Source organism: Janthinobacterium sp. SUN026, assembly GCF_030397625.1.
Classification (GTDB): Bacteria; Pseudomonadota; Gammaproteobacteria; order Burkholderiales; family Burkholderiaceae_D; genus Janthinobacterium; species Janthinobacterium kumbetense.
Genome location: NZ_JAPQNU010000001.1, coordinates 914,114 through 938,081, shown reverse-complemented (window position 1 = coordinate 938,081; position 23,968 = coordinate 914,114). Strand labels below are relative to the sequence as shown.

Genomic DNA, 23,968 nt, shown 5'->3' with positions numbered 1-23,968 from the left:
CGGCCATGCGCATCCCCCTTCCCCCCCTCAGGCAGCGCGGCGGCGCCGCCGTCGAATTCGGCATCGTGCTGGCCCTGCTGGTCACCCTGCTGGCCGGTATCTTCGGCTTCGGCCGCGCCTTCTGGTACTACGACGCGCTGACCAAGGCCACGCGCGACGCCGCGCGCAACATGTCCGTCAAGGCCAAGGCGAGCATCTCCTCGCAGGGCGTGCCTGCGGCCAGGCAGACGGTGGTCGATGCGGCCGTCAGCGCCGGCATCAGCGGCTTCACCACGGCCAACGTGACGGTTACCTGCCTGGACGCGAGCTTCAACGACAGCAGCTGCACCGATGGCACGGCGCCGGGCGGCATCCGCGTCGAAGTCGTCAACTACACGCTGTCGGTGGGCCAGTACCTGCCCTTCGTCATCGGCGCGGCCAGCAGCTATGCCACGCCGCTGTCGCCGCGCACCACCATGCGCTACATGCTGTAAGGAGAACGCCATGCGCCACCGCCTTCCGCTTGCACCCCGGGCCGGCCGCCAGCACGGCGCCGCCGCCGTCGAATTCGCCCTGGTGGCGCTGCTGTTTTTCACCCTGCTGTTCGGCATCCTCGAATTCGGCCGCATGCTGTACCTGTACAACACGGTGCAGGAAGTGAGCCGCCGCGCCGCGCGCGAAGCCGTGGTGCGCTGGATCGACCAGACCGACGCCGTCAAGACGCTGGCCCTGTTCGGCGGCACGGCCCTGCCGGCCGCCCCGGAACTGACGGCCGCCAACATCACCATCAGCTACCTGAACAAGAGCGGCGCCGAAGTGACCTCGCCGCCCACCGATCCCGGCGACAACCTGTCGGCCTGCGGCGACAACACGCGCACGGCCAGCTGCATCGACAGCGTGCGCGTATCGATCGACAACGTCAGCTATACGCCGATGGTCAGCCTGTTCGGTTTTCTCAATATCGCCGTGCCTGCCTCGGTGGTGGTCATGCACGCCGAAAGCCTGGGCTTCCAGATCAACTGAACGCCTTTACCAGGAGTACCACGTGAATATCGTCATCGTCTCGAAAAATGAAGCCCAGCTCAAGCGGCTCACCCGCCTGCTGCGCGAACGCAGCGCGGCCGACCGCGTCGCGCTGCTGGCGAGCATACCGGATGTCTTCGACAACGGCGTCACGCCGGACTTGCTGCTGCTGGAGCAGGAGCAGACGGGCGAGGCGGAGCTGGAACAGCTGGAACTGCTGGGCGGGCGCCATCCGAACCTGGCCATCATCGTGCAATGTACACAGCAAAGTCCGCAATTCCTGCTGCGCTCGATGCGCGCCGGCGTGCGCGAAGTGCTGCAGCCGGACGACGACGCAGCCCTGTGCGCCGCCTTGCGCCGCATCGAGGAAAAACTGCAAAAACAGGTCACGCGCAAGGGCCAGGTACTGGCCTTCGTCTCGTGCAAGGGCGGCAGCGGCGCCACCTTCATCGCCGCCAACCTCGGCTACGCGCTGGCCGCCGGCGAGCAGCGCAAGGTGGCGCTGTTCGACCTGAACCTGCAGTTCGGCGACGCCGCCCTGTTCGTCTCGGACCACAAGCCGGCCACCACCCTGTCGCAGCTGTCGCAGCAGATCGTGCGCCTCGACGCTTCGCTGCTCAGCGCCAGCATGATCCAGATCACGCCCGCCTACAGCGTGCTGGCAGCCGCCGACGACCCCGCCCATGCGGCCGATGTCGAAGCCGACCATATCGACCGTCTGCTGACCCTGGCGCGCAGCCAGTACGACTACATCCTGCTCGACGTGGGACGCGGCCTCGACCCCGTCAGCGTGCGCGCGCTGGACCGGGCCGACCTGATCTTCCCCGTGCTGCAGGCAACGCTGCCCTATGTGCGCGACGGCAAGCGCCTGCTCGACGTGTTCCGCGGCCTGGGCTACCGCGAAGACAAGATCCGCCTGATCCTGAACCGCTATGCCAGCAGCGACAACATCCGCGTGGCCGACCTGGAAGCGGCGTATGGCAAGCATGTCTACAAATCCATCCCCAACCACTACGAGGCGGTAGCGGCCTCCGTCAGCCAGGGCGTGCCCATCCTCAAGCTGGCGTCGCACAATCCCGTCTCGCGCGCCCTGCAGGAACTGGCCGCCAGCCTGGCCGGCGAGACCCCGCCCGCCGCGCAAGGCTGGGTTTCGCGGCTGCTGGCGCGCGCCTGATACCCCCTATTTACCGGAGACCGACCATGACTGCCGAAAAACTCACCCTGCGGGACCGACTGGGCTATGCCCAGGATGACGCCAGCCTGAATGACGATGCCGCGCACCAGGGCGCATCGAGCCAGAGCTACCAGCAACTCAAGCACCGCACCCACCAGGCGCTGCTCGACCGCGTCGACCTGGAGGGCATGCAGCGCCTGTCCCGCGAACAGATCCGCGAAGAGCTGAAAATCCTCGTCAGCGACGTGCTCACGGAAGACAATGTGGTGATCAACGAGCTGGAACGGCGCTCGCTGATCCGCGACATCCAGGACGAGGTGCTCGGCTTCGGCCCGCTCGAACCGCTGCTGGCCGATCCCGGCGTGTCCGATATTCTCGTCAACACCTACCGCCAGGTGTATGTCGAACGCCATGGCCGCCTGGAGCTGAGCGACGTCTGCTTCACCGACGACGCCCACCTGATGAAAATCATCGACAAGATCGTCTCGCGCGTGGGCCGCCGCATCGATGAATCGAGCCCCATGGTCGATGCGCGCCTGCCCGACGGTTCGCGCGTCAACGCCATCATCCCGCCGCTGGCCATCGACGGCCCCGTGATGTCGATCCGCCGCTTCTCGGCCCAGCCCCTGCGCCTGGCCGACCTGATGCTCAAGCACAGCCTGACGGAGGAAATGAGCACCACCCTGCAGGCGCTGGGCAAGGCCAAGGTCAACATCCTGATCTCGGGCGGCACGGGCAGCGGCAAGACCACCATGCTCAATGCGATTTCCGGCTTCATCAGCACGGCCGAACGCATCGTCACCATCGAGGACGCGGCCGAACTGCAGATGCAGCAGCCGCACGTGGTGCGCCTGGAAACGCGGCCCGCGAACATCGAGGGCAAGGGCGAAGTGACGCAGCGGGCGCTGGTGCGCAACGCGCTGCGCATGCGGCCCGACCGCATCATCCTGGGCGAGGTGCGCGGCGCCGAGGCGCTCGACATGCTGGGCGCAATGAACACGGGCCACGAAGGCTCGATGGCCACCATCCACGCCAACACCCCGCGCGACGCACTGACGCGGCTGGAAAACATGATCAGCATGGCCTCGGCGGGCCTGCCCGTGAAAGCCATGCGCCAGCAGATCAGTTCCGCCATCAGCGTGGTGGTGCAGGTGGCGCGCCTGACGGACGGCAAGCGCAAGATCATTTCGATCCAGGAAATCACGGGCATGGAAGGCGAGATGATCACCATGCAGGAAATCTTCACCTTCCGCCAGACGGGCATCGGCGAGGACGGCACGGTGCAGGGCCATTTCCATGCCAGCGGCGTGCGGCCGCATTTCCTGGAACGCCTGCGCGCCTTCGGCATCAGCCTGCCGGAAACCCTGTTCGATCCCGCCCGCCAGTACCATTAAGGGGAGCATCATGGACTATCTCTATTACGTATTCGCCATCCTCACCTTCATCGCCGTGGTGCTGCTGATCGAGGGACTGTACCTGGCGTGGAACACGTCGCGCGGCCCGGAAGCGGAACGGGTCGCGCGCCGCCTGCGCATCATGTCGGCTGGCGCGCATGGCGACGCGGGCAGTTCGATGATCAAGAAGCGCCTGCTGAGCGACACCCCGGCCCTGCAGCGCGTGCTGCTCAGCGTGCCCCGCGTGCATGCGCTCGACCGCCTGCTGGAACAGTCTGGCCTGAGCTGGAGCGTGGCCAGCTTCGCCGGCGTGATGCTGGCCTCGGCCGGCGCGGCGTTTTTGCTGCTCAGCTACTTCGCCGTGCCGTGGCTGCTGCGCCTGCCCCTGGTGGCCGGCGCGGCCCTGCTGCCGCTGCTGGTGGTCTTGCGCGCCAAGGCCAAGCGCCTGCAGCGCATCGAGCAGCAATTGCCCGATGCGCTGGACCTGATGGCGCGCGCCCTGCGCGCCGGCCACGCCTTTCCCACCGCCCTGAAAATGGTCGGAGATGAAATGAACGCGCCGCTGGCCGTGGAATTTCGCGCCACCTTCGACGAAGTCAATTTCGGCATCGCCATGCAGGATGCCCTGATGAACCTGGCCACGCGCGTGCCCAGCACGGACTTGCGCTACTTTGTCATCGCCGTGCTGATCCAGCGCGAAACAGGCGGCAACCTGGCCGAACTGCTCGACAGCATCAGCCGCATCATCCGCGAGCGCATCAAGCTGCTGGGACAGGTGCGCGTGCTGTCGGCCGAGGGCCGTCTGTCGGCCTGGATCCTGTCGCTGCTGCCGTTCGGCGCGGCGGCCATGATCCACCTGACCAATCCGCAGTTCCTGGAAATGCTGTTCGTCGACCCGGGCGGACGCAAGATGCTCGTCGGCGCCCTGCTGCTGATGGTGTGCGGCGTCCTGGTCATGCGCAGTATCATCCGCATCCGTGTCTGAGCCCGCAAGGAGAATCCTCATGAACCCCGTCCATTTCGCCTTCCTCGCCCTGCTCTTCATTGCCGTCTTCGGCACCGTGCTGGTGGCCATGCGCAGCTTTGCACCCGATCCCTTGCGCCAGCGCATGGACAACGCCACCGGCAAGAGCGCGGCGGCGCCTGGCGCCTCATCGGCGCCCAGCCCCTGGCTGGCGCGCATGGTGCGCCTGAGCGGCCCCCTGGCCAAACTGTCGCTTCCCGACCAGGGCTGGGAAGGCTCCGTGATGCGCCGGCGCTTCATGAATGCCGGCTTGCGCCAGGCGTCGGCGCCCATCCTGTTCTTTTCCGCCAAGACCATGCTGGCCATCGGCCTGCCCCTGCTGCTGTTCCTGGGACTGAGCGCCTCAGGCAGCCAGATGGCGGGCAAGGCATTGCTGTTCTGGCTGCTGATCGTCGCCGCCATCGGCTACTACCTGCCCAATATTGTCCTGGCGCAAATGATCAAGCGGCGCCAGCGCGATATCTTCGAAAGCTTTCCCGATGCGCTGGACTTGATGACGGTGTGCGTGGAAGCGGGCCTGGCCATGGATGCGGCGCTGGCCAGGGTAGCGTCCGAAATCGCCCTGAAAAGCACCGTGCTGGCCGAGGAGCTCCACCTGGTGATGCTGGAACTACGCGCCGGCAACACCAAGGAGCGGGCGCTGCGCAACCTGGCCCTGCGCACGGGCGTCGAGGATGTCGACGCGCTGGTGGCCATGCTGATCCAGGCCGAGCGCTTCGGCACCAGCATCGCCGCCTCGCTGCGCGTGCAGTCGGATCAGCTGCGCACCAAGCGCCGCCAGATGGCCGAGGAAGAAGCGGCGAAGATCGCCCTCAAGCTGCTGTTTCCGCTGATCTTTTTCATCTTCCCGTCGCTGCTGGTCGTCCTGATGGGACCAGCCTTCCTGCAAATTTACCGCGTGCTCCTGCCCAGCATGGGCAGCGGCAACTGACCGGAGAACCGCCATGTCACAGCACACCACCCTGATGCTCATGCTCGCCTGCGCCGGCCTGCTGCCCGCCTGCGGCCACCTGCCCGGCCCGGCCAGCCAGGGCAGTCACGCTGCGCCGCCCCTGGCGCGCATCGATGACAGCGCCGCCACCCGCACCACCGCGTTCTGCAAGCTGGGCAAGCGCCTGCAGGAACTGGGCGATCAGCGTGCGGCGCTGGCGGCGTACCGCGAAGCCCTGCTGCTGACACCCGACTCGGCCGATGCGCGCAATGGCGCCGCCGTGCTGCACGCGCAGCTGGGCCAGCTGGAAACGGCCCGCACCATGTTGCAGGCGCTGGCACAGGAGGCGCCGACGGCCAGGACCTACAACAACCTCGGCTACGTCCTGTACCTGCAGGGCGATTACGCGCAGGCGGCAAGCGTGCTGCGCCAGTCGCTGCAGCTCGACAACGGCCAACAGCCGGCGCGCGCCAATCTGGAGCTGGCCATCGCGGCGCTGGCGCGCAACATCGGCACGGTCGATGTGGCCGATGCGGGCGATTCCGCCACGCAGTCCCTCGCGCCCGACTTGGCGCCAGCGGCGCCTGCCAGCCGCCTGCAACTGACGCAATTGCAGCCGAATATCTTCGCGCTGAGCTGGCGCGAGGCTCCCGTGGCGGCGCGCGCCGCCTTGCCCGCCCCGGCAAAAACGGTGGCGCCGGCGGTGGCGCTGCCACGGCTGGAAGTCATCAACGGCAATGGCGAAACGGGGATGGCGGCGCGCATGCGCGGCATGCTGGGCGGCATGGGCATCAGCGTACTGCGGCTGGGCAACCAGCGGCCATACGGCGTCCAGGCCAGCAGCATCGTCTACCGGCCCGGCCATGCCCAGGCGGCCGCCACCCTCGCCCTCGCCTTAGGCGGCATGCCGCAGCTGCAAGCGTCTGATGACAGCGGCATCGGCACGGGCGCCGACCTGCGTTTATTGCTGGGCAAGGATGCGGCGGCCAGCCTGCGCGCGCCGGACACGCGCCTGGCATCGAACACGGCACCGTAGCAGTGGCATCAGCGGCGGCATCCGCGTGGCAGCAGGCGGCGGTCGGCGGGATCGAGCAGGAAGCCCTGCAGGATCTCCTGCAGTTGCGGCAGCTTCGCCACGTAGGCAGGGATGCCCAGCTGGCGCGCGCCGAAGTAGTGGGCGATGAGGTCGCCCTGCTGTTCCATGTTGAAGTCGGACAGGACGCCGCCCGCCTGCGCGTCGTAGCGGTAGGCGCGCTGCCGGATGTAGCCGCCGCACAGCGCCAGCAACACGCCATGCAGCAGCACGCTGTAGCCGAGCTGGTATTGCCACACATGCACCATCTCATGGATGAAGAACAGCTTGCCGCCATTGCCTTCGCGGGAAAAATCGTCGCGGTACTGGGCCGGCATGAAGTGCAGGCTGCCGCGCGGCGTCATCGCCGTGTTCTGGTCCTGCAAGCCGAACGGTAAAAAGGAGCCGCGCACGACGCGCACGCGCGCGTAGTCGATGGCGCCCTGGAAGACGCTGCGGGCCATGGCGGTTTCGCCGATGGTGAGGGGGCGGCGCAAGACGCGCATAAGAAGAGGAGAAGAAAGCGCGGCAGGCATGCAAGCCTGCCGCATTATCAAAGCGTCAAGTTCCTGACATAAGCGTAGCGAGCGGCAGCGATTTGTGGCCAAGAAGCGCAACCGTGCTGGAGCACGGTGAGCATCGCAGGCCGCAAAGCGCGACGCGCAGTAGCTTATGTCAGGTACGACTAAACCGAGCGCAGGCCGCTGGCAGCCTTGGCGATTTCCGTGATGCGGTCCCAGTTACCGGCTGCGATCGCGTCTTTCGGCGTCAGCCACGAACCGCCCACGCAGGCGACGTTCTTGCACGCCAGGAACTGCGACGCCGTCTCTTGCGAGATGCCGCCCGTCGGGCAGAACGTGATGTCCGGCAGCGGGCCGTAGATGGCGTTGAGCATGCCGATGCCGCCCGCCGGCACGGCCGGGAACAGTTTCAGCTGCTGGAAGCCATTTTCGCGCGCCGCCATCACTTCGCCGGGCGTCATCACGCCTGGCAGCAAGGGCAAGCCGCTGCTTTTCGCCGCCGCCACCAGCGCGGACGTCAGGCCTGGCGAGACGCCGAAGACGGCGCCCGCGTCGCGCGCCTGGGCGAATTCCTCGGGACGGGTCAGGGTGCCCACGCCGACGATGGCGCCCGGCACGGCCGACATGGCGCGGATCGCTTCCAGGCCGTGCTTGGTGCGCAGGGTCACTTCCAGCACGCGGATGCCGCCCGCCACCAGCGCGCGCGCCAGCGGTACGGCGTGTTCAGGATCGTCGATCGCAATCACGGGGATCACGCTCGAGGTGCGCATAATTTCCAGTAGTGTCATGGTCATCTCTTATTTCCTAGCCAAAAAGTCTTCATCGGAACCCGGTACGGTATCACCGACATTGTCGGCGTCGTGCAAGGCGACGGTGGTGGGAATCGGCGACGGCAGGCCGAAGGTGGTGGCACCCTCTTCCGCCGCGCTGACGGTGGAACGGAACATGGAAAACAGCTCGCGGCCCATGCCGATGTGGTTCGGCGACAGGTCGGCCGTGACCAGCGAGCGGGCATGCCAGACGTCGGCCGGCACCAGCGCTTCCAATACGCCGGTAAACGCGTCGAGGCGGATGATGTCGCCGTCGCGCACGAGGCCCAGCGGGCCGCCGGCGAGGATTTCAGGCGACACGTGGATGGCAGCCGGCACCTTGCCCGACGCGCCCGACATGCGGCCGTCGGTGACCAGCGCCACGTGGCGGCCCGCATCCTGCAGGTTGGCCAGCGCCGGCGTCAGCGCATGCAGTTCCGGCATGCCGTTGGCGCGCGGCCCCTGGAAGCGCAGCACGGCGACGAAGTCGCGGTCCAGCGATCCCGCCTTGTAGGCGGCCATGAAATCTTCCTGCGAATTGAACACCAGCGCAGGCGCTTCCACCGTGCGGTGCTGCGGCTTGACGGCCGACACTTTCATCACGGCGCGGCCCAGGTTACCCGCGACCAATACCATGCCGCCGTCCGGCGCGAACGGGTTCGAAGCCGGGCGCAGCACGCTTTCGTCGGCACTGGCAGCCGGTGCATCTTTCCAGAAGACCTTGCCGTCTTCGCCCAGGAACGGCTCCATGCAGTGCGCGCGCAAGCCATGGCCCAGGATGGTGTTGACGTCCTCGTGCAGCAAGCCCGCGTCCAGCAATTCGCGGATCAGGTAACCGGTGCCGCCGGCCGCGTGGAAATGGTTCACGTCGGCGTCGCCGTTCGGGTAGATGCGCGTGAGCATCGGCACGATGGCCGACAGCTCGTTGAAATCGTTCCAGTCGATGACGATGCCGGCCGCCTTGGCGATGGCCACCAGGTGCAAGGTATGGTTGGTCGAACCGCCAGTGGCCAGCAAGCCCACGACGGCGTTGACGATACATTTCTCGTCGACAATATGGCCGACCGGCAAGTAATTGGCGCTTTGCGCCGTGATGCCGGCGGCGCGCTGGGCGGCGGCGGCGGTCAGCGCATCGCGCAGCGGCGTATTCGGCGTGATGAAGGCAGCGCCCGGCAAATGCAGGCCCATCACTTCCATCAGCATCTGGTTGCTGTTCGCCGTACCGTAGAAGGTACAGGTGCCGGCGCCGTGGTAGGCTTTCGACTCGCCTTCGAGCAAGTCTTCACGCGTGGCCTTGCCTTGCGCATACAGCTGGCGCACCTTGGCTTTTTCCTGGTTCGACAGGCCCGACGTCATCGGACCGGCCGGCACGAAGACGGCCGGCAAGTGGCCGAAGTGCAGCGCGCCGATCAACAGGCCCGGCACGATCTTGTCGCACACGCCCAGGTACAGGGCCGAGTCGAACATATTGTGCGACAGCGCCACGGCCGTCGACATGGCGATGGTGTCGCGCGAAAACAGCGACAGTTCCATGCCCGGCTGGCCTTGCGTCACGCCATCACACATGGCAGGCACGCCGCCAGCGAACTGGGCGACGGCGCCCACTTCGCGCACGGCTTGCTTGATAATCTGCGGGAAGCCGTCAAACGGCTGGTGCGCCGACAGCATGTCGTTGTACGAGGAAACGATCGCCACGGACGGCTTTTTATATTCCTTCAGCGACAGCTTGTCGTTGGCGGGAAAGGCGGCAAAGCCGTGCGCCAGGTTGGTGCACGACAGGGCGCCGCGCTGCACGCCCTGGATGCGGGCGGCATCCAGATGCGCCAGATAGGCGCCGCGCGATGGCCGGCTGCGCGCGATGATGCGCGCTGTTACGGATTCGACTACTGGATGCAGCGCCATATGGATTTCCTTAAAAATGAGTATTTCGTGAAATTTTACTACAAAATGGCGAAGAAGAAGCACTCTTGCATGGGCCAACAACACAAATAAGCCACGGATTGCGGCGTATCAAAGCAAACCCGGTCAATATCGCGTATCAGCACCGGCCAACCCCTCCCTTGTATACCACTGGCGCAATCGCTAAAAAAAGCACAACAAAATCAGCGTCACATCACAAACTGTAGTGAAATTACGTTTTTCTGATGTATTATTCTCACATCAACGCCGGATCCGCAGTTCGCCACCCCGAACGCGCCGCGCTCCTTTCAACCGAGACAAGCACCCAAGCCGACCGCCATGCGCCAGCCAGCACCTACTCCTGCCATCACCGCCACCGCCAGTTTCCAGTCCCTGCAAGCGCACAGCGCCAGCCTGCGCGACGTGCATCTGCGCCAGCTGTTCGCGACCGACCCCGCGCGCTTTGCCAGCATGACGGTGGATGCGGCCGGCCTGTTGCTCGATTACTCGAAGAACCGGGTCGACGCCACCGCCATGGGCCTGCTGATGGAACTGGCCCGCGAGCGCGGCGTGGAAGCGCAGCGCGAAGCCATGTTCACTGGCGAGAAAATCAATCTTACCGAACATCGGGCCGTTCTGCATACCGCCTTGCGCGCGCCACGCGGCACGAAGCTGGTGGTCGATGGCCAGGATATCGATGCCGACGTGCAAGATGTGCTGCAACGCGTCAAGGCGTTTACGGACAAGGTGCGCAATGGCAGCTGGCTCGGCTACACGGGCAAGCCGATTTGCGACATCGTCAACATCGGCATCGGCGGCTCGGACCTGGGCCCGAAAATGGCGTGCCTGGCGCTGCGTTCCTACGCCAACCCGGGCCTGGAAATGCATTTTGTTTCCAACGTCGACGGGCACGACATGGAAGCAACCCTGTCGAAAGTCGACCCGGAAACGACGCTGTTCATCGTCGCCTCGAAAACTTTTGTTACGGCTGAAACCATGCTCAACGCCAACACGGCGCGCGCCTGGTTCTTGCTCGAAGGCGAAGAACGCGACTTGGCCAAGCATTTTGTGGCTGTCTCGACCAACACGCAAGCCATCGTTGACTTCGGCATTTCGCCGGACAACATGTTCCCGTTTTGGGACTGGGTCGGCGGCCGCTATTCCGTCTGGTCGTCGATCGGCCTGGCCGTGGCGCTGTCCGTCGGCTTTGAATACTTCAGCGATTTCCTCGCCGGCGCGCATGCGATGGATCAACACTTCCGCCAGGCCCCGCTGGAACAGAACATGCCCGTGGTGCTGGCCATGGTGGGCTTCTGGAACCGCCAGTTCCTCGATTGCGGCTCCGTCTCCATCGCGCCGTACCACCAGGACTTGAGCCGCTTTGCTGCCTATCTGCAACAGTTGGACATGGAAAGCAACGGCAAGCGCGTCACCAAGGAAGGCGTGCCCGTCGACGTGCCCACCGGCCCCGTCATCTGGGGCGATTGCGGCACGAATGCGCAGCACGCGTATTTCCAGCTGCTGCACCAGGGCACCGACATCACGCCCATCGACTTCATCGCCGCCCTGCGCGCCACGCACGATTTGCCAGGCCACCACGACGCCCTGCTGGCGAACTGCTTTGCCCAGTCGGAAGCCTTCATGACGGGCAAGACGGGCGAGGAAGTGCGTCTTGACTTGCAGGCGCAAGGCTTGCCGGAAAGCGAAATCGCGGCACTCGTGCCGCACAAGACTTTCCCCGGCAACCGCCCCAGCAATACCATTTTGATGGACCAGCTGACCCCGACCACCCTGGGTGCCCTGATCGCGCTGTACGAACACAAGACCTTCGTGCAGGGCGTCTTGTGGAATGTCAACAGTTTTGATCAGTGGGGCGTGGAACTGGGCAAGGTGCTGGCCAAGAAAATCCAGGCCGAACTGACGGGCGAAGCCCGTCCCGACCATCACGACAGCTCGACCAATGGCTTGATTGCCCTGGCGAAAGCCGCCAAGGCGGCGTATTAACTTAATTGAGGTTTATGAATATTTACGAGATCAAAGTAGTCAGCGACAAAGCCATGCAAGTGGGCGAATGCCCGCTATGGCATGGCAAGGAAGCGGCCCTGTACTGGGTCGACATCGATGGCCGCGCCGTGCACCGCCTGCACCCCGCCAGCGGCAAGCATGAACAGTGGAGCATGCCGACGGAGCCGTCGGCGCTGGCCATCAACGCGGGCGGCGGCCTGATCGTGGCCTTGCGCAGCGGCTTTGCCCACCTCGACACGAAGACGGGCAGCCTGGCGGAAATCGCCCCGGCGCCGTTCGACATGGCCACCACGCGCTTCAACGATGGCAAGGTCGACCCTGCCGGACGCTTCTGGGTCGGCACGATTTTCGAGCCGCGCAACGCCGATGCGGCAGAAATGTTCGTGCTGGAAAAGGGCAATGTGCGCAAGGTCTGGTCGGGCGGCATGACCGTATCGAACGGCCTGGGATTTTCCCCGGACAAGCGCACCATGTACCACTCGGATACCACCACGCACCGCATCGACCGCTTCGATTTCGACGCGGCGAGTGGAGCCATTTCCGCGCCGCAACCATTTCAGCGTTTTTCCACGGACAAGAAAGCCTTTGATTACGGCGGGCGCCCCGATGGCGCGGCCGTCGACAGCGAAGGCAATTACTGGTCGGCCATGTTTGAAGGCGGCAAGATCTTGCGCTTCGCCCCCGATGGCCATCTGCTGGGCGAAATCGCCGTGCCCGTGCGCTGCCCCACCATGGTGACGTTCGGCGGCCCGGACCTGCGCACCCTGTACATCACCAGCGCCAGCCATAACCGCTCGGCAGAGGAAATTGCCAACTACCCTTTGAGCGGCCACGTGCTGTCCGTGCGCGTGGACGTGGCGGGACAGCCGGAACACCTGTATCAGGCGTAAACGTTTGCCCGCATAAAAAAAGCGCCGGACCCTCGCGGGTACCGGCGCTTTTTCACATGCGAGCGCGCGAATCAGCGCGCCAGTACTTTACGGATCGTCTCCGCCAGTTCAGCCGCCACAAACTTGGCGACATAACCATCGGCGCCCACGCCCTTGACGTGGTCTTCGTTGGTAGAGCCCGTCAGCGACGAGTGGATCACCACAGGGATGTTGGCGAAGCGGCCATCGTTCTTGATGTTGCGCGTCAGGGTAAAGCCATCCATTTCCGGCATTTCCAGGTCGGTCAGCACCAGCGCAACCTTGTCTTTCGCCGTCTTGCCTTCCGTGGCGGCCTGGGCCGAGATCGCCTGCAGGCGCTCCCACGCTTCCTTGCCCGTCTTGGTCATGATGAAAGGCACGCCCATCGCTTCGAGGCCCTTCTCGATCAGCGAACGGGCCAGCGAGGAATCGTCGGCCGCGAGGATCACGGCGCCGGCCGGCAAGCGCACTTGCGGGCCGATGCTGTTCTCGTCCACATCCGGGTCGCCCGACGGCAGCACGTTGCGCAGGATTTGTTCCACATCAAGCACTTGGGCCAGACGCGTCTTGTCCGTGTCGCCATCGAGGCGCGCGATGCTGGTGACGAGGCCGCCGCCGACGCTCGATTCGGCCGACAGCACCTGATTCCATTCCAGGCGCACGATTTCATCGACCTCTTCCACGGCAAACGCCTGTGTCGAGCGGGCAAATTCGGTCACCATCAGGATCTTCAAACCATTGCTCTTGCAGCCGACCGCCATCGGCAAGTCGATCACGGGCACAATTTGGCCACGGATGTTGACCACGCCCAGCATGTGGGGGTGCGAACCGGCTACGGCCGTGATGGCCGGCATTTCCATGATTTCACGGACTTTGAACACATTGATGCCGAATAGTTCGCGGCTGGTCGAGTGATCACTGGTGCCCAGCTTGAACAGGAACAGTTCGAATTTGTTATTGCCTGTCAGGCTGGTGCGTTCATCGACATCTTGCTGCATTGAATTCATTGTGTCCCCTTGAGCCGTCTTGTAAAGTTAAGTCGCCTGCCCTGATGCTGCGGACAGTGCGGACTGCACGTCGCATGGACGTCGGATGGCGGGTTCGGGGCATGGCCGGCGCTAGCGGTGCAGTGTATATCGTACAATTTCTTACAACCAATAGTTGCTATCGATTCGAGCTTGAATTATACGGTTTTTTACTTTCTTCAAAGCTACTTTACGCTGCCAACAGCGATCCTGACAGTATTTCTTGATTTGCTTGTTGCTACAGCGCAAATGATGATGGAGAGAATCGAAAATTTCCCTGGCAACCATGGTTGCTTTGAAAAGCCAATGAAAAGCGGGACGCTGCGCCAGCGCCGGCGAACGGCATATAATGGCCATGCCGGCATCGCTAGCATGCATACCGGGCAAAATGGCGACGGCAGCGGAGGGAATGTAGTAAAATTTCTTGCAATTGCCTGTTCTACGTAGTAAATTTACACCATCGATTATAGTAGCGACAGACTGGCACTTCCGGTCGGCTTCCTCCCCGCTCCGGCCCTTTTACTTTTGCGACGACACTCACTTATGGCACTTACCGATTTTGACCTGGTCCTGTTTGGCGGCAGCGGCGATTTAGCAATGCGCAAGTTGTTGCCTGCAATGTATGCGCGCGACGTCGCGAACGATTTGCCGCCGACGGCGCGCATCATCTGTGTGGGCCGCCAGGACAGCGGCCAGGATGCCTTCCTGAAAATGGTAGAGACCAACTCGCGTCCCCACATCAAGGCCAGCACCCTGAATGCCGCTACGTGGAGCAAATTCTGCGCGCGCATCGTGTATGTGTCGCTCAACGCCAGCGATGCGGCCACGTACGCGCCGCTGGTCGAAGCGCTGCGCGGCGATGCCGACCTGACGCGCGTGTACTACCTGGCGACGCCGCCGCATTTGTTCGCCCTCATCTGCGACAATCTGAAAGACAACGGCTTGGTGACGCCAAATTCGCGCGTGGTCCTGGAAAAGCCGCTGGGCCGCGACCTGGCCAGCGCCAAGCAGATCAATGCCGAAGTGGGCAAGGTCTTCCAGGAATCGCAGATTTACCGCATCGACCATTACCTGGGCAAGGAAACCGTGCAGAACTTGCTGGCCCTGCGCTTCGGCAACATCTTGTTCGAACCGCTGTGGCGCCGCGAATGGATTTCCGACGTGCAGATCACCATCGCCGAAAAGCTGGGCGTGGGCAACCGCATGGGTTACTACGACACCTCGGGCGCGCTGCGCGACATGCTGCAAAACCACTTGCTGCAACTGCTGTGCATCGTCGCCATGGAGCCGCCGACCTCGATCGCGCCGGACGCCGTGCGCGATGAAAAACTGCAAGTGTTGCGCTCGCTGAAAAAATTCACGCCTACCACCCTGGCGCAGAACATCGTGCGCGGCCAGTACCGCGCCGGCCACGTCGATGGCGCCACCGTGCCGAGCTACCGCGACGAGCCGGACGCGCCGGAACACTCGCGCACCGAAACCTTCGTTGCGCTGAAGGCGGAAATCGACACCTGGCGCTGGGCCGGCGTGCCGTTCTACCTGCGCACGGGCAAGCGCATGGCCGACAGCCTGGCCGAGATCGTCGTGCGCTTCAAGCAGATTCCGCACTCGATCTTCAACCAGCCGACGTCCAGCTTCCAGCCGAACTGTCTGGTGATCCGCTTGCAGCCGGACGAAGGCTTGCGCATGAACCTGATGGCGAAAACCCCGGGCGACGGCATGCGTCTGAAACCGGCGGAACTGGAACTCGATTTCCGCGAATCGTTCAAGACCCCGCGCATGGATGCCTACGAGCGCCTGCTGCTCGACGTCCTGCGCGGCCAGCTGACCCTGTTCATGCGCGGCGACGAACTGGAAGCTGCCTGGGAATGGGTCGAGCCGATTCTCGACAACTGGGAACAGAATGACAGCGCGCCGATCCCCTACACGGCCGGCACCTGGGGCCCCGCGGCCGCCAGCGCCCTGATCGGCCGCGATGGCTTGCAGTGGCGTGAAGAGGCGCTTCCTGAAGACTAGTTTGGAAGCGCAAGGAGTCTGGCCTTGCAAGGCCAGACCGTTACGCAGGCGTGGAGCGGTGCTCCACGAAACCCATGCCCCCCCCTGCCAGAAGACTAGTTTGGCAACGCAAGGAGCCTGCCCCTGCATGGACAGGCCGTTACGCAGGCGCGGAGCGGTGCTCTGCGAAACCCCTGCTTCACCGCTTCCCGAAAACAGAAGACTAATTTAATGCTGCTTGATTCCATCCGCACCCAGCTCGATTCGCTCTCCAAGTCGGAGAAGAAGGTCGCCCTGGCCGTGCTTGACCAGCCTAACCAGACGGTCAGCCAGAACATCACGGCGCTGGCGAAAAGCGCGCAGGTGTCGGAACCGACCGTGGTGCGCTTTTGCCGCACTCTGGGCTACGACGGCTGGCATGAATTCAAGCTGAAGCTGGCGCAGGGCCTGGCCCTGGCCATGCCGGGCGCGAACGAGCAGCCGGCGCAGGACGACCTGGCTGCCGACTTGGTGAATAAAATCTGCAGCCGCTCGATCAACACCCTGCTCGACCTGCGCAACAACCTGAACCCGGAAGCGATCCAGCGCGCGCTCGACATCCTGTCGCGCGCCAGCAAGATCGAATTCTATGGCCAGGGCACGTCGGGCATCGTGGCGGCCGACGCGCAGCACAAGTTCTTCCGCTCGGGCGTGCCGACGGTGGCTTACAGCGACCCGAACATCCACAGCATCGCCGCAGCCCTGCTGCGCGGCGGCGACTGCCTGGTGGCGATCTCGCAGCGCGGCAACAGCCCCGCCCTGGTCCGCTCCGTGAAACTGGCGCGCCGCGGCGGCGCCGACGTCGTCGTTCTGGCCCCATCCGGCACGCCGCTGGCCGACCTGGCGACCGTCCTGATCCCGATCGATCTGGTCTTCAACACCGACCCCTACACCCCGATTTCCGCCCGCCTGGCCTACCTGGTGGTGATCGACGTACTGGCCGTGGGCCTGGCCCTGCAACGGGGCCCGGAATTCCGCAAGAAGATGCAGAACGCGCAGAAGGCGCTGCAGGAATTCGACATGCAATTCGACTCCTTCATCGGCTGACCCCCCCCATCGGCTCCAGCCTCGCTGGAGCCTCTGCTTTGTGCGACAGGCATCAAGGCGTATTAATTTCACAATTTCTTTCATCTCAACAGTTCCGTCAAAAAAAACGGTCTTTGTCAGATGGATCAATTTTGTCAACAGAATAGCTTTCGGCTAAAAAGCAGTCATGGATTTCCTTCCAGACTTTGGATGAGTTTTCTTTGGAATTCAATAATTTCTTGAGTCTCCTTTATATCTTCAACTGACAAAATATTGATGTCACGTAACAACACCCTTTCCAACGTAAGTAAGGTCGCTTTTTCCCTCTTCAATTTTTGTCTGCGACGCTCATCCCGATACTCCTTCGTCGGCACCGGATACCCCTTGATTTTTCCCGGCCACTCCGGCCGGCTCGGTCCGTAAAGCGACGCCACGGCACCCACGCTGCCATCTTCATAGACGATCAGCCAGATATCACCTCCCTTCCCATCCGGATACGGTGGAACACTGACCGTCTCGCGATGAAAGGTCGGATCCGGGGACAACTGATAGACCACCACCACCTTCAAATCCGCATGCCACTTTTCCGGCACGCTGAAACAGCATATCGATCCGCCCTGCCCGTATGGACGGATCGAATCGCCACCGCCGCCGCTGTTGGTATTGCCAGGATTTTCAACCGCGATGTAATCGACTTCGCGCGCAGAATAATTCAGCGCCTGAATGCTCGCAGCCATGGCGAGGCCGGGTAAACACGCGGCCAGCAAGAGACCTCCCCATAGTTGCCTCTTGAGTAAGGTATTCATGATTTCATCCCTATGCATCAATGCCAAGACTCAGAGCGCGTACCTTGGCGCCATTGCTAACGGTCAGTTGCGCATCCAGTTTGCATTGCCAAACGTCACTGCCATGCGTATCTTTACCACCGGGAAATGCACGATACAAGCGCGCCACATTGCTATGAGAATGAAAAGCCAGATCCCGTTTCATATTATTATCGGCACCGTCGAAAAAGAAGTCGAAAAACAGATTGACATCACATGACGAAGGGAAACCTGGAAGTGGGCATTCACGGCCCATTGCAAAATCGCCAAGAACTTGTTTTTCATTTTTCGCATTAAAAAAGCAATGAAATCAGAAGGGTCATTTTTTATGGCTGGATAAATATCAACCAAAAAAAGCAGTCATTTATCATTTTCCTCAAGAAAATTAATAAGCTTTTTACTATATTCAATTGCCCCCTTCAATCTCATCAACTCTACAGGAGTTAGGTCGCTCACATCGCCATCTAATGCATTCTCCATAGAATGTAGAACAGCCTTTTCTCTTTTTATCTTTTCCTTGCGGCGTTCATCCCGATACTCCTTCGTCGGCACCGGATACCCCTTGATTTTTCCAGGCCACTCCGGCCGACTCGGTCCATAAAGCGACGCCACGGCACCCACGCTGCCATCTTCATAGACAATCAGCCAGATATCACCTCCCTTCCCATCCGGATACGGCGGAATGCTGACCGTTTCGCGATGCAGGGTCGGGTCCGGGAAGAACTGATAGACCACCACCACCTTCAAATCCGCATGCCACTTTTCCGGCACGCTGAAACAGCATATCGATCCGCCATGCCCGTATGGACGGATCGAATCGCCACCGCCGCCGCTGTTGGTATTGCCAGGATTTTCAACCGCGATGTAATCGACTTCGTGCGAAGAATAATTCAGCGCCTGGATGCTCGCGGCCATGGCGATACCGGGTAAGCATGCGGCCAGCAAGAGGCCTCCCCATAGTTGGTGCTTGAGTAAGGTATTCATGATTTCATCCCTATGCATCAATGCCAAGACTCAGAGCGCGTACCTTGGCGCCATTGCTAACGGTCAGTTGCGCATCCAGTTTGCATTGCCAAACGTCACTACCATGCGTATCTTCATCGCCAGGAAATGCACGATACAAGCGCGCCACATTGCTGTGCGAGTGAAACGGCACATCCCGCTCCATATTATTGTTGGTGCCGTCGAAGAAGAAGCCGAAAAATAGATTCGCATCGCATGAGGGAGGAAATCCTATGGAAGGGAATTCTCTTTTTCAGTAATTTTTTCAATTTTTGACAGTTCTTTTTTCCTGTCAAAAAACCAAATTAAACCCGTTGGGACATTTTTATTAGCGGGATAAATATCAGCAAAAAAATGCCGTCATGGTTTTATATCCTCAAGATATTTTATAAGACTTTTCTTTCGATCAATGGAATCTTTAATACCAATAATCTGATCATTTGACAACGCACTAGTATCCTCTGTCAAACCCTTCTCCATAGCGTTCAACCAAGCCTTTTCTCTTTTTATCTTTTCCTTTCGACGCTCATCCCGATACTCCTTCGTCGGCACCGGATACCCCTTGATTTTTCCCGGCCACTCCGGCCGGCTCGGTCCGTAAAGCGACACCACGGCGCCCACGCTGCCATCTTCATAGACGATCAGCCAGATATCACCTCCCTTCCCATCCGGATACGGTGGAATGCTGACCGTCTCGCGATGAAAGGTCGGGTCCGGGGACAGCTGATAGACCACCACCACCTTCAAATCCGCATGCCACTTTTCCGGCACGCTGAAACAGCATATCGATCCGCCCTGCCCGTATGGACGGATCGAATCGCCACCGCCGCCGCTGTTGGGATTGCCAGGATTTTCAACCGCGATGTAATCGACTTCGCGCGGAGAATAATTCAGCGCCTGGATGCTCGCGGCCATGGCGAGGCCGGGGAAACACGCGGCCAGCAAGAGGCCTCGCCAGCAATGGTGCTTGAGTAAGGTATTCATGATTTCATCCCTATGCATCAATGCCAAGACTCAGAGCGCGTACCTTGGCGCCATTGCTAACGGTCAGTTGCGCATCCAGTTTGCATTGCCAAACGTCACTGCCATGCGTATCTTTACCACCGGGAAATACACGATACAAGCGCGCCACATTGCTGTGCGAGTGAAACGGCACGTCCCGCTCCATATTATTGTTGGTGCCGTCAAAAAAGAAACCGAAAATTGGATTCGCATCGCATCTAGGGGAAAGCCTGGGGTGGGAAATTCCCTTTTTTGACTAAATCACCTAATATTTTCAGTTCTGTCTCGTCATCAAAAAACTTAGATGAATCTGCTGACTCATTTTTTCAGCAGAATAACTAGCAGCAAAAAATTCAGTCATGGATGCATTCCCTCAAGGCTCTGAATGAGTTTCTTCTTATATTCAATTACATCCTTTAATTCATCAATTTCAGTGGCCGTCATCTTATTACTATTACGTTCCAATCCTTTTTCCATAGTATCTAACCATTTTCTTTCCAATTCTATTTTTGCCTTACGACGCTGTGCCTGATACTCCTTCGTCGGTACCGGATACCCCTTGATTTTTCCCGGCCACTCCGGCCGGCTCGGTCCGTAAAGCGACACCACGGCGCCCACGCTGCCATCTTCATAGACAATCAGCCAGATATCACCTCCCTTCCCATCCGGATACGGTGGAACACTGACCGTCTCGCGATGAAAGGTCGGGTCCGGGGACAACTGATAGAGCACCACCACCTTCAAATCCGCATGCCACTTTTCCGGCACGCTGAAACAGCATATCGATCCGCCCTGCCCGTATGGACGGATCGAATCGCCACCGCCGCCACTGTTGGGATTGCCAGGATTTTCAACCGCGATGTAATCGACTTCGCGCGCAGAATAATTCAGCGCCTGAATGCTCGCGGCCATGGCGACGCCGGGTAAACATGCAGCCAGCAAGAGGCCTCGCCAGCAATGGTGCTTGAGCAACGTCGTCATGATGTCATCGCTATCTATAAAATCGCCAAATGAATCTACCCGGCTCCAGCAGCGCTGAAATCACGCTCTATGCGAGCGCCTCGATCCGCGTTGCATAGCGCTGCTGCGCCAGGTAAATCTCTTCATCGGCTTTGGCTTGCGCAATATCCTGTGTTAAGTTTTCACTCCACACGAATTTTTCGGGTGTTTCTTCCGCCTGGATGCCGGCCGTCGGCATGCGTTGCAGTTCCTTCTCGTGCACGCTTTTCCGGAAAAAGCCGCTTTGCGGGTAGTAGCCACGGCGCAAGATATAGCCGCCACCCTCGCGACGCGTATAGGTTTGCGTGGTGATCACCGCACTGCGCATGTCGGCGCTGTCGGCATCCGTACGGATTGGATAGGGGGTGCCGTACTGCGCTTCCTTGACCAGTGCGTCCTCTTCCGGCGTCAATGCTTCGCCATTCTTCTGTTTCAATTGCGCAACTTCGGTCTTTCGGCTCAGTTCATACGCGCGTTTATAAAAGCCTTCTTCAGGCGGTTTATCGGCGAACGAGGCGATCTTGGCCCGTTTATCGTATTCCGTCACTTCGCCCGCCATATAGAATCCGGCCAGGGAATCGTGTACATAGTCGTCAAAAAAACGCATCACTTCGGGCGGCAGTGGTTTGGGGTGATCGAATATGTCGAGCGCCCAAGCTTCCCAGTCATCCAGCGGTGTATGATTTTGCGCGCGATAGTATTGCCAGTGATTGATGCGCGCAATATCCCGGGCGCTGAACGGTTTATCCTCATCGCCATGCCGAAAGGCTTTGCGTGCGCGCAGCGCTTCCAGATCGCCTGCCAGCAAGCGGTTGTAGGAACCCAGATCCTCCCGCTCTTGCGCGTTGGCCGCATTGAAGCTGGCCGTGGCTTCCAGGGTCTTGACGCGCACGGCGCGCCAGCGGTAATACAGTTCCATATGCTTGCTCAGCAAGCCGCCTTGCTTGTTAAGCTCGGCGGTATAAGCTTCCCATGCCTTGGCAAGCTCTTGACTGACCTGGAAATCAACTTGTACCGTAGCCTCGAGTTCGCTGAACGGCCTCAAAGGTACACCCTTGAGGCGCGCCTCCTTGAACATATGTGCCAGCGGGATTTGCGACAGCAAGGCCGCTTGTCCGCCACGCCCCTTTCCCTGCTCGCCCGGACCATAGCCGCCTCCCACGTCGGAGTGCACGCCAGGAAAATATACTTCCTCGATTTTCCCTGTCAGGCGCGTGACAGGAAAATTCATGCGCTGCTCATGCGTGGCAATGCAATGCAGGCCTGCCTGAACGCAGCGAGGCAGCGGCTTGAGCAATTCGTTGGCCCAGGCCCAATGACCATCGAACATCGCGCCAGGCGCGATCGTGGTTTTCGCTACAGACGCCGAGCTGCCCACGGTTGCCACCGTGTCGAATACGCCAAGAAAATCGATGCTGGCGAGGATGCCGGCAAACTCCTGCACCTTACCTTCGCGTGGCGTGAGCAAATCGGCAAACAGCTGGCAAAACGCCACCGCCTCGGCGGCGCCACGCGAAAAACCGAACACCGACAAGGTCAGCGATGGAATATGCGGCTTGGGTTGTGCCGCCACCGCCACTTTGAGTTTTTCAATATGCTCAGCGAACCAGTCCGAGTGGGTCATGAAGCGCTCCCTGCCGGTTGAGGGATGCGGTACCTTTTTGTGGCCTACGGCATTATCATAAGTACGGGCAAGTTCGCCAGCCTCATCTGATTCATACATTAACTTACCAACAACAGTCAGATGAACTGCATTTAAAACCTGCAACAACCCCCATATAATACGCGGCTGCCCTCCTTTGGCAAAAGCCTTCCCCTCGTCCGACTCAGTCAATTCACCAATTTCCTTAAATGGCGTTCCGACGCCAGGAATATAATATCGAAAATAACCGGCATCCCGCTTATCAGATGGAAAACTCGAAAATAGCCGCGCCACATTGCTATGACTGGCGCTATTGGCGTCAACTACAGCATTACTTATAGGAATAGGCTTCTTTGTTTTAGGGTCGAGCACGCCCGTTCTAACCCCATTTCTATCGCGTTCCAAGTTATTATTGGTTCCATCAAAGAAAAGCCCAACCCTCACTGGAATACTGCACGGCGCGCCATCTTTATTAGCACATGCCTCCTTCGCAATTTTTGATTGTTCTTTCGTCGACGGATTCAAAAAAAAATCGATGGGAAACGGCGCGGAATTGGGAGTTTCGCTGATCATAATATCAAGGAATATTGGCAGGTTTTCCGGAATGAAAAATAGGATGATTTTTACTATGGCCGTCCACATTTGACACAACCACTCTCACCTCGTCATTGGGAAAAAAATGCATATAGATATCTCCTGGCCTATCATATTTCTCCACTTCCACCATTTTTTCTTTAATAATATGTTTTAGTCCATCCGGCATATCCCACCGCACCCGAACCATCATTCCCGGATACCACACTCTCGGGATAGAGGCGCAACAGATTTCTGCCCCCCCCGCCCCCCATCTGGCCATATCCGCACCTCCGGCCCCATCCACCGACGCGGAGTAAATGAAATTCCCGGTATGATTCACAATACCCACCTGCGCTGTCGCGGTAGGACTTGGGCCAGCTTGCTCAGCCTGCCTGGCCTTAAACGCGCAGCCGCTCAGCAGCAAGGCCGCACCAAGATAAATAATCCATTTCATCATTTGCACCTTATAAAAAATACCACGCCATTTTTCATTTTACTGCCACATATGACAATAGAAAACATAGAACTCCCACGCGTCGCAAATGGTTTAAGAAAAACCAGGAAAATGTGCAAGAGTGGAGTTTCATTGATCGCAATAAACCTCTAAGGATTGATATTTCCCGGCTTTCCATAGTGACGTATCGGATGAGCAGTGCTATATCCGGGATAAACTGAAACCACAACCCTAACTTCGTCGTTTGGGAAAAAATGGATATAAATACTTCCTGTTTCATCGTATTTTTCCACTTCCACCATTTTTTCTTTGACAATATGCGTATGTTCTTCTGGCATATCCCACCGCACCAGAACCATCATTCCCGGATACCACACTCTCGGGATAGAGGCGCAACAGATTTCTGCCCCCCCCGCCCCCCATCTGGCCATATTGGCTCCTCCGGCCCCATCCACTGACGCGGAATAAATATACTTCCCCGTATGGTTGACAATACCCACCTGCGCCGTCGCGGTAGGAGTTGGGCCAACTTGCTCAGCCTGCCTGGCCTTAAACGCGCAGCCGCTCAGCAGCAAGGCAGCGCCAAGATACATAATCCATTTCATGATTTTCCTTTTATAAAAAT

General features: G+C 60.3%; 26 protein-coding genes. 15 read left to right on the top strand and 11 right to left on the bottom strand.

The genetic code is table 11. From position 1 onward, the window contains the following. Positions 1-5: 5 nt before the first annotated feature. Genes OX459_RS04315 through OX459_RS04285 form a run of 7 tightly spaced genes read left to right on the top strand, consistent with a single transcriptional unit; the run spans position 6 to position 6,561 of the window. Positions 6-473 (top strand): TadE family protein, encoded by a 468-nt coding sequence (locus OX459_RS04315; RefSeq protein WP_289903960.1) that lies wholly within the window; start codon positions 6-8, stop codon positions 471-473. Between the two features lie 10 nt (positions 474-483). Then, entirely contained in the window at positions 484-1,002 is a 519-nt protein-coding gene (locus OX459_RS04310; RefSeq protein WP_099666904.1) for a TadE family protein, read from the top strand. A gap of 22 nt (positions 1,003-1,024) precedes the next feature. Then, positions 1,025-2,176 (top strand): AAA family ATPase, encoded by a 1,152-nt coding sequence (locus OX459_RS04305; RefSeq protein ID WP_099666903.1) that lies wholly within the window; start codon positions 1,025-1,027, stop codon positions 2,174-2,176. Between the two features lie 26 nt (positions 2,177-2,202). Beyond that, the gene (locus OX459_RS04300; RefSeq protein ID WP_099379045.1) at positions 2,203-3,570 is read left to right on the top strand and encodes a CpaF family protein; all 1,368 of its coding nucleotides are present in this window, start codon (positions 2,203-2,205) and stop codon (positions 3,568-3,570) included. Positions 3,571-3,580: 10 nt separating this feature from the next. Next, positions 3,581-4,555, top strand: a complete 975-nt coding sequence (locus tag OX459_RS04295) for a type II secretion system F family protein (RefSeq protein WP_099666902.1) — start codon at positions 3,581-3,583, stop codon at positions 4,553-4,555. Positions 4,556-4,574: 19 nt separating this feature from the next. Beyond that, positions 4,575-5,525, top strand: coding sequence for a type II secretion system F family protein (locus OX459_RS04290; RefSeq protein WP_099666901.1), 951 nt, complete (start codon positions 4,575-4,577; stop codon positions 5,523-5,525). A 13-nt stretch (positions 5,526-5,538) separates the two neighbouring features. Next, complete coding sequence (locus OX459_RS04285) at positions 5,539-6,561, top strand: LytR C-terminal domain-containing protein (protein WP_289903959.1); 1,023 nt, start codon at positions 5,539-5,541, stop codon at positions 6,559-6,561. An 8-nt stretch (positions 6,562-6,569) separates the two neighbouring features. On the opposite strand, the gene OX459_RS04280 is transcribed toward OX459_RS04285, so the two are convergent. From OX459_RS04280 to edd, 3 genes are all read right to left on the bottom strand, one after another. Then, positions 6,570-7,094 (bottom strand): Rhs element Vgr protein, encoded by a 525-nt coding sequence (locus tag OX459_RS04280; RefSeq protein ID WP_289903958.1) that lies wholly within the window; start codon positions 7,092-7,094, stop codon positions 6,570-6,572. 188 nt (positions 7,095-7,282) lie between these two features. After that, the gene (gene eda, locus OX459_RS04275) at positions 7,283-7,912 is read right to left on the bottom strand and encodes a bifunctional 4-hydroxy-2-oxoglutarate aldolase/2-dehydro-3-deoxy-phosphogluconate aldolase (RefSeq protein ID WP_289903953.1); all 630 of its coding nucleotides are present in this window, start codon (positions 7,910-7,912) and stop codon (positions 7,283-7,285) included. Positions 7,913-7,915: 3 nt separating this feature from the next. Then, positions 7,916-9,829: a phosphogluconate dehydratase gene (gene edd / locus OX459_RS04270; protein ID WP_289903952.1), complete on the bottom strand. Its 1,914-nt coding sequence runs from the start codon at positions 9,827-9,829 to the stop codon at positions 7,916-7,918. A 336-nt stretch (positions 9,830-10,165) separates the two neighbouring features. Between edd and pgi the strand changes: the two genes are divergently transcribed. Further along, the gene (gene pgi, locus OX459_RS04265; RefSeq protein WP_289903951.1) at positions 10,166-11,830 is read left to right on the top strand and encodes a glucose-6-phosphate isomerase; all 1,665 of its coding nucleotides are present in this window, start codon (positions 10,166-10,168) and stop codon (positions 11,828-11,830) included. A gap of 14 nt (positions 11,831-11,844) precedes the next feature. After that, positions 11,845-12,741 carry an SMP-30/gluconolactonase/LRE family protein gene (locus OX459_RS04260; RefSeq protein WP_289903950.1) on the top strand — a complete coding sequence of 299 codons (897 nt, stop codon included), beginning with the start codon at positions 11,845-11,847 and terminating at the stop codon, positions 12,739-12,741. A gap of 71 nt (positions 12,742-12,812) precedes the next feature. Here OX459_RS04260 and OX459_RS04255 read toward each other — a convergent pair whose 3' ends face one another. Then, on the bottom strand, positions 12,813-13,766 hold the full coding sequence (locus OX459_RS04255) for a chemotaxis protein (protein ID WP_070281275.1): 954 nt from the start codon (positions 13,764-13,766) through the stop codon (positions 12,813-12,815). A 171-nt stretch (positions 13,767-13,937) separates the two neighbouring features. Here OX459_RS04255 and OX459_RS04250 point away from each other — a divergent pair, with 171 nt between their 5' ends. The 3 genes from OX459_RS04250 to OX459_RS04240 all read left to right on the top strand — a co-directional run bounded on the left by OX459_RS04250 (position 13,938) and on the right by OX459_RS04240 (position 16,865). Next, complete coding sequence (locus OX459_RS04250; RefSeq protein ID WP_289903949.1) at positions 13,938-14,231, top strand: hypothetical protein; 294 nt, start codon at positions 13,938-13,940, stop codon at positions 14,229-14,231. Between the two features lie 96 nt (positions 14,232-14,327). Beyond that, the gene (gene zwf / locus OX459_RS04245; RefSeq protein WP_289903948.1) at positions 14,328-15,800 is read left to right on the top strand and encodes a glucose-6-phosphate dehydrogenase; all 1,473 of its coding nucleotides are present in this window, start codon (positions 14,328-14,330) and stop codon (positions 15,798-15,800) included. Positions 15,801-16,010: 210 nt separating this feature from the next. Beyond that, entirely contained in the window at positions 16,011-16,865 is an 855-nt protein-coding gene (locus OX459_RS04240) for an SIS domain-containing protein (protein ID WP_034750862.1), read from the top strand. 164 nt (positions 16,866-17,029) lie between these two features. Here OX459_RS04240 and OX459_RS04235 read toward each other — a convergent pair whose 3' ends face one another. Next, positions 17,030-17,650 carry a DUF3304 domain-containing protein gene (locus OX459_RS04235; protein ID WP_289903947.1) on the bottom strand — a complete coding sequence of 207 codons (621 nt, stop codon included), beginning with the start codon at positions 17,648-17,650 and terminating at the stop codon, positions 17,030-17,032. Here OX459_RS04235 and OX459_RS04230 point away from each other — a divergent pair. Then, complete coding sequence (locus OX459_RS04230; RefSeq protein WP_289903946.1) at positions 17,649-17,888, top strand: hypothetical protein; 240 nt, start codon at positions 17,649-17,651, stop codon at positions 17,886-17,888. The two genes, OX459_RS04235 and OX459_RS04230, sit on opposite strands and share 2 nt — an antisense overlap. Before the next feature lie 140 nt (positions 17,889-18,028). Here OX459_RS04230 and OX459_RS04225 read toward each other — a convergent pair whose 3' ends face one another. Beyond that, on the bottom strand, positions 18,029-18,652 hold the full coding sequence (locus OX459_RS04225; RefSeq protein WP_289903945.1) for a DUF3304 domain-containing protein: 624 nt from the start codon (positions 18,650-18,652) through the stop codon (positions 18,029-18,031). Here OX459_RS04225 and OX459_RS04220 point away from each other — a divergent pair. Next, positions 18,651-18,875: a hypothetical protein gene (locus tag OX459_RS04220; RefSeq protein ID WP_289903944.1), complete on the top strand. Its 225-nt coding sequence runs from the start codon at positions 18,651-18,653 to the stop codon at positions 18,873-18,875. The two genes, OX459_RS04225 and OX459_RS04220, sit on opposite strands and share 2 nt — an antisense overlap. 155 nt (positions 18,876-19,030) lie before the next feature. Here the strand turns inward: OX459_RS04220 and OX459_RS04215 are convergent, their stop codons facing one another. Next, positions 19,031-19,654 carry a DUF3304 domain-containing protein gene (locus OX459_RS04215; RefSeq protein WP_289903943.1) on the bottom strand — a complete coding sequence of 208 codons (624 nt, stop codon included), beginning with the start codon at positions 19,652-19,654 and terminating at the stop codon, positions 19,031-19,033. Here OX459_RS04215 and OX459_RS04210 point away from each other — a divergent pair. Beyond that, positions 19,653-19,928, top strand: coding sequence for a hypothetical protein (locus tag OX459_RS04210; RefSeq protein WP_289903942.1), 276 nt, complete (start codon positions 19,653-19,655; stop codon positions 19,926-19,928). The two genes, OX459_RS04215 and OX459_RS04210, sit on opposite strands and share 2 nt — an antisense overlap. 101 nt (positions 19,929-20,029) lie before the next feature. Here the strand turns inward: OX459_RS04210 and OX459_RS04205 are convergent, their stop codons facing one another. The 4 genes from OX459_RS04205 to OX459_RS04190 form a co-directional block, all read right to left on the bottom strand. Continuing rightward, positions 20,030-20,653, bottom strand: coding sequence for a DUF3304 domain-containing protein (locus OX459_RS04205; RefSeq protein ID WP_289903941.1), 624 nt, complete (start codon positions 20,651-20,653; stop codon positions 20,030-20,032). A 67-nt stretch (positions 20,654-20,720) separates the two neighbouring features. Then, complete coding sequence (locus tag OX459_RS04200) at positions 20,721-22,955, bottom strand: DUF2235 domain-containing protein (protein WP_289903940.1); 2,235 nt, start codon at positions 22,953-22,955, stop codon at positions 20,721-20,723. Beyond that, positions 22,891-23,346, bottom strand: coding sequence for a DUF3304 domain-containing protein (locus OX459_RS04195; protein WP_289903939.1), 456 nt, complete (start codon positions 23,344-23,346; stop codon positions 22,891-22,893). The genes OX459_RS04200 and OX459_RS04195 overlap by 65 nt, the downstream gene beginning before the upstream one ends. A 146-nt stretch (positions 23,347-23,492) precedes the next feature. Beyond that, on the bottom strand, positions 23,493-23,948 hold the full coding sequence (locus tag OX459_RS04190; protein ID WP_289903938.1) for a DUF3304 domain-containing protein: 456 nt from the start codon (positions 23,946-23,948) through the stop codon (positions 23,493-23,495). Between the last annotated feature and the right edge of the window lie 20 nt (positions 23,949-23,968).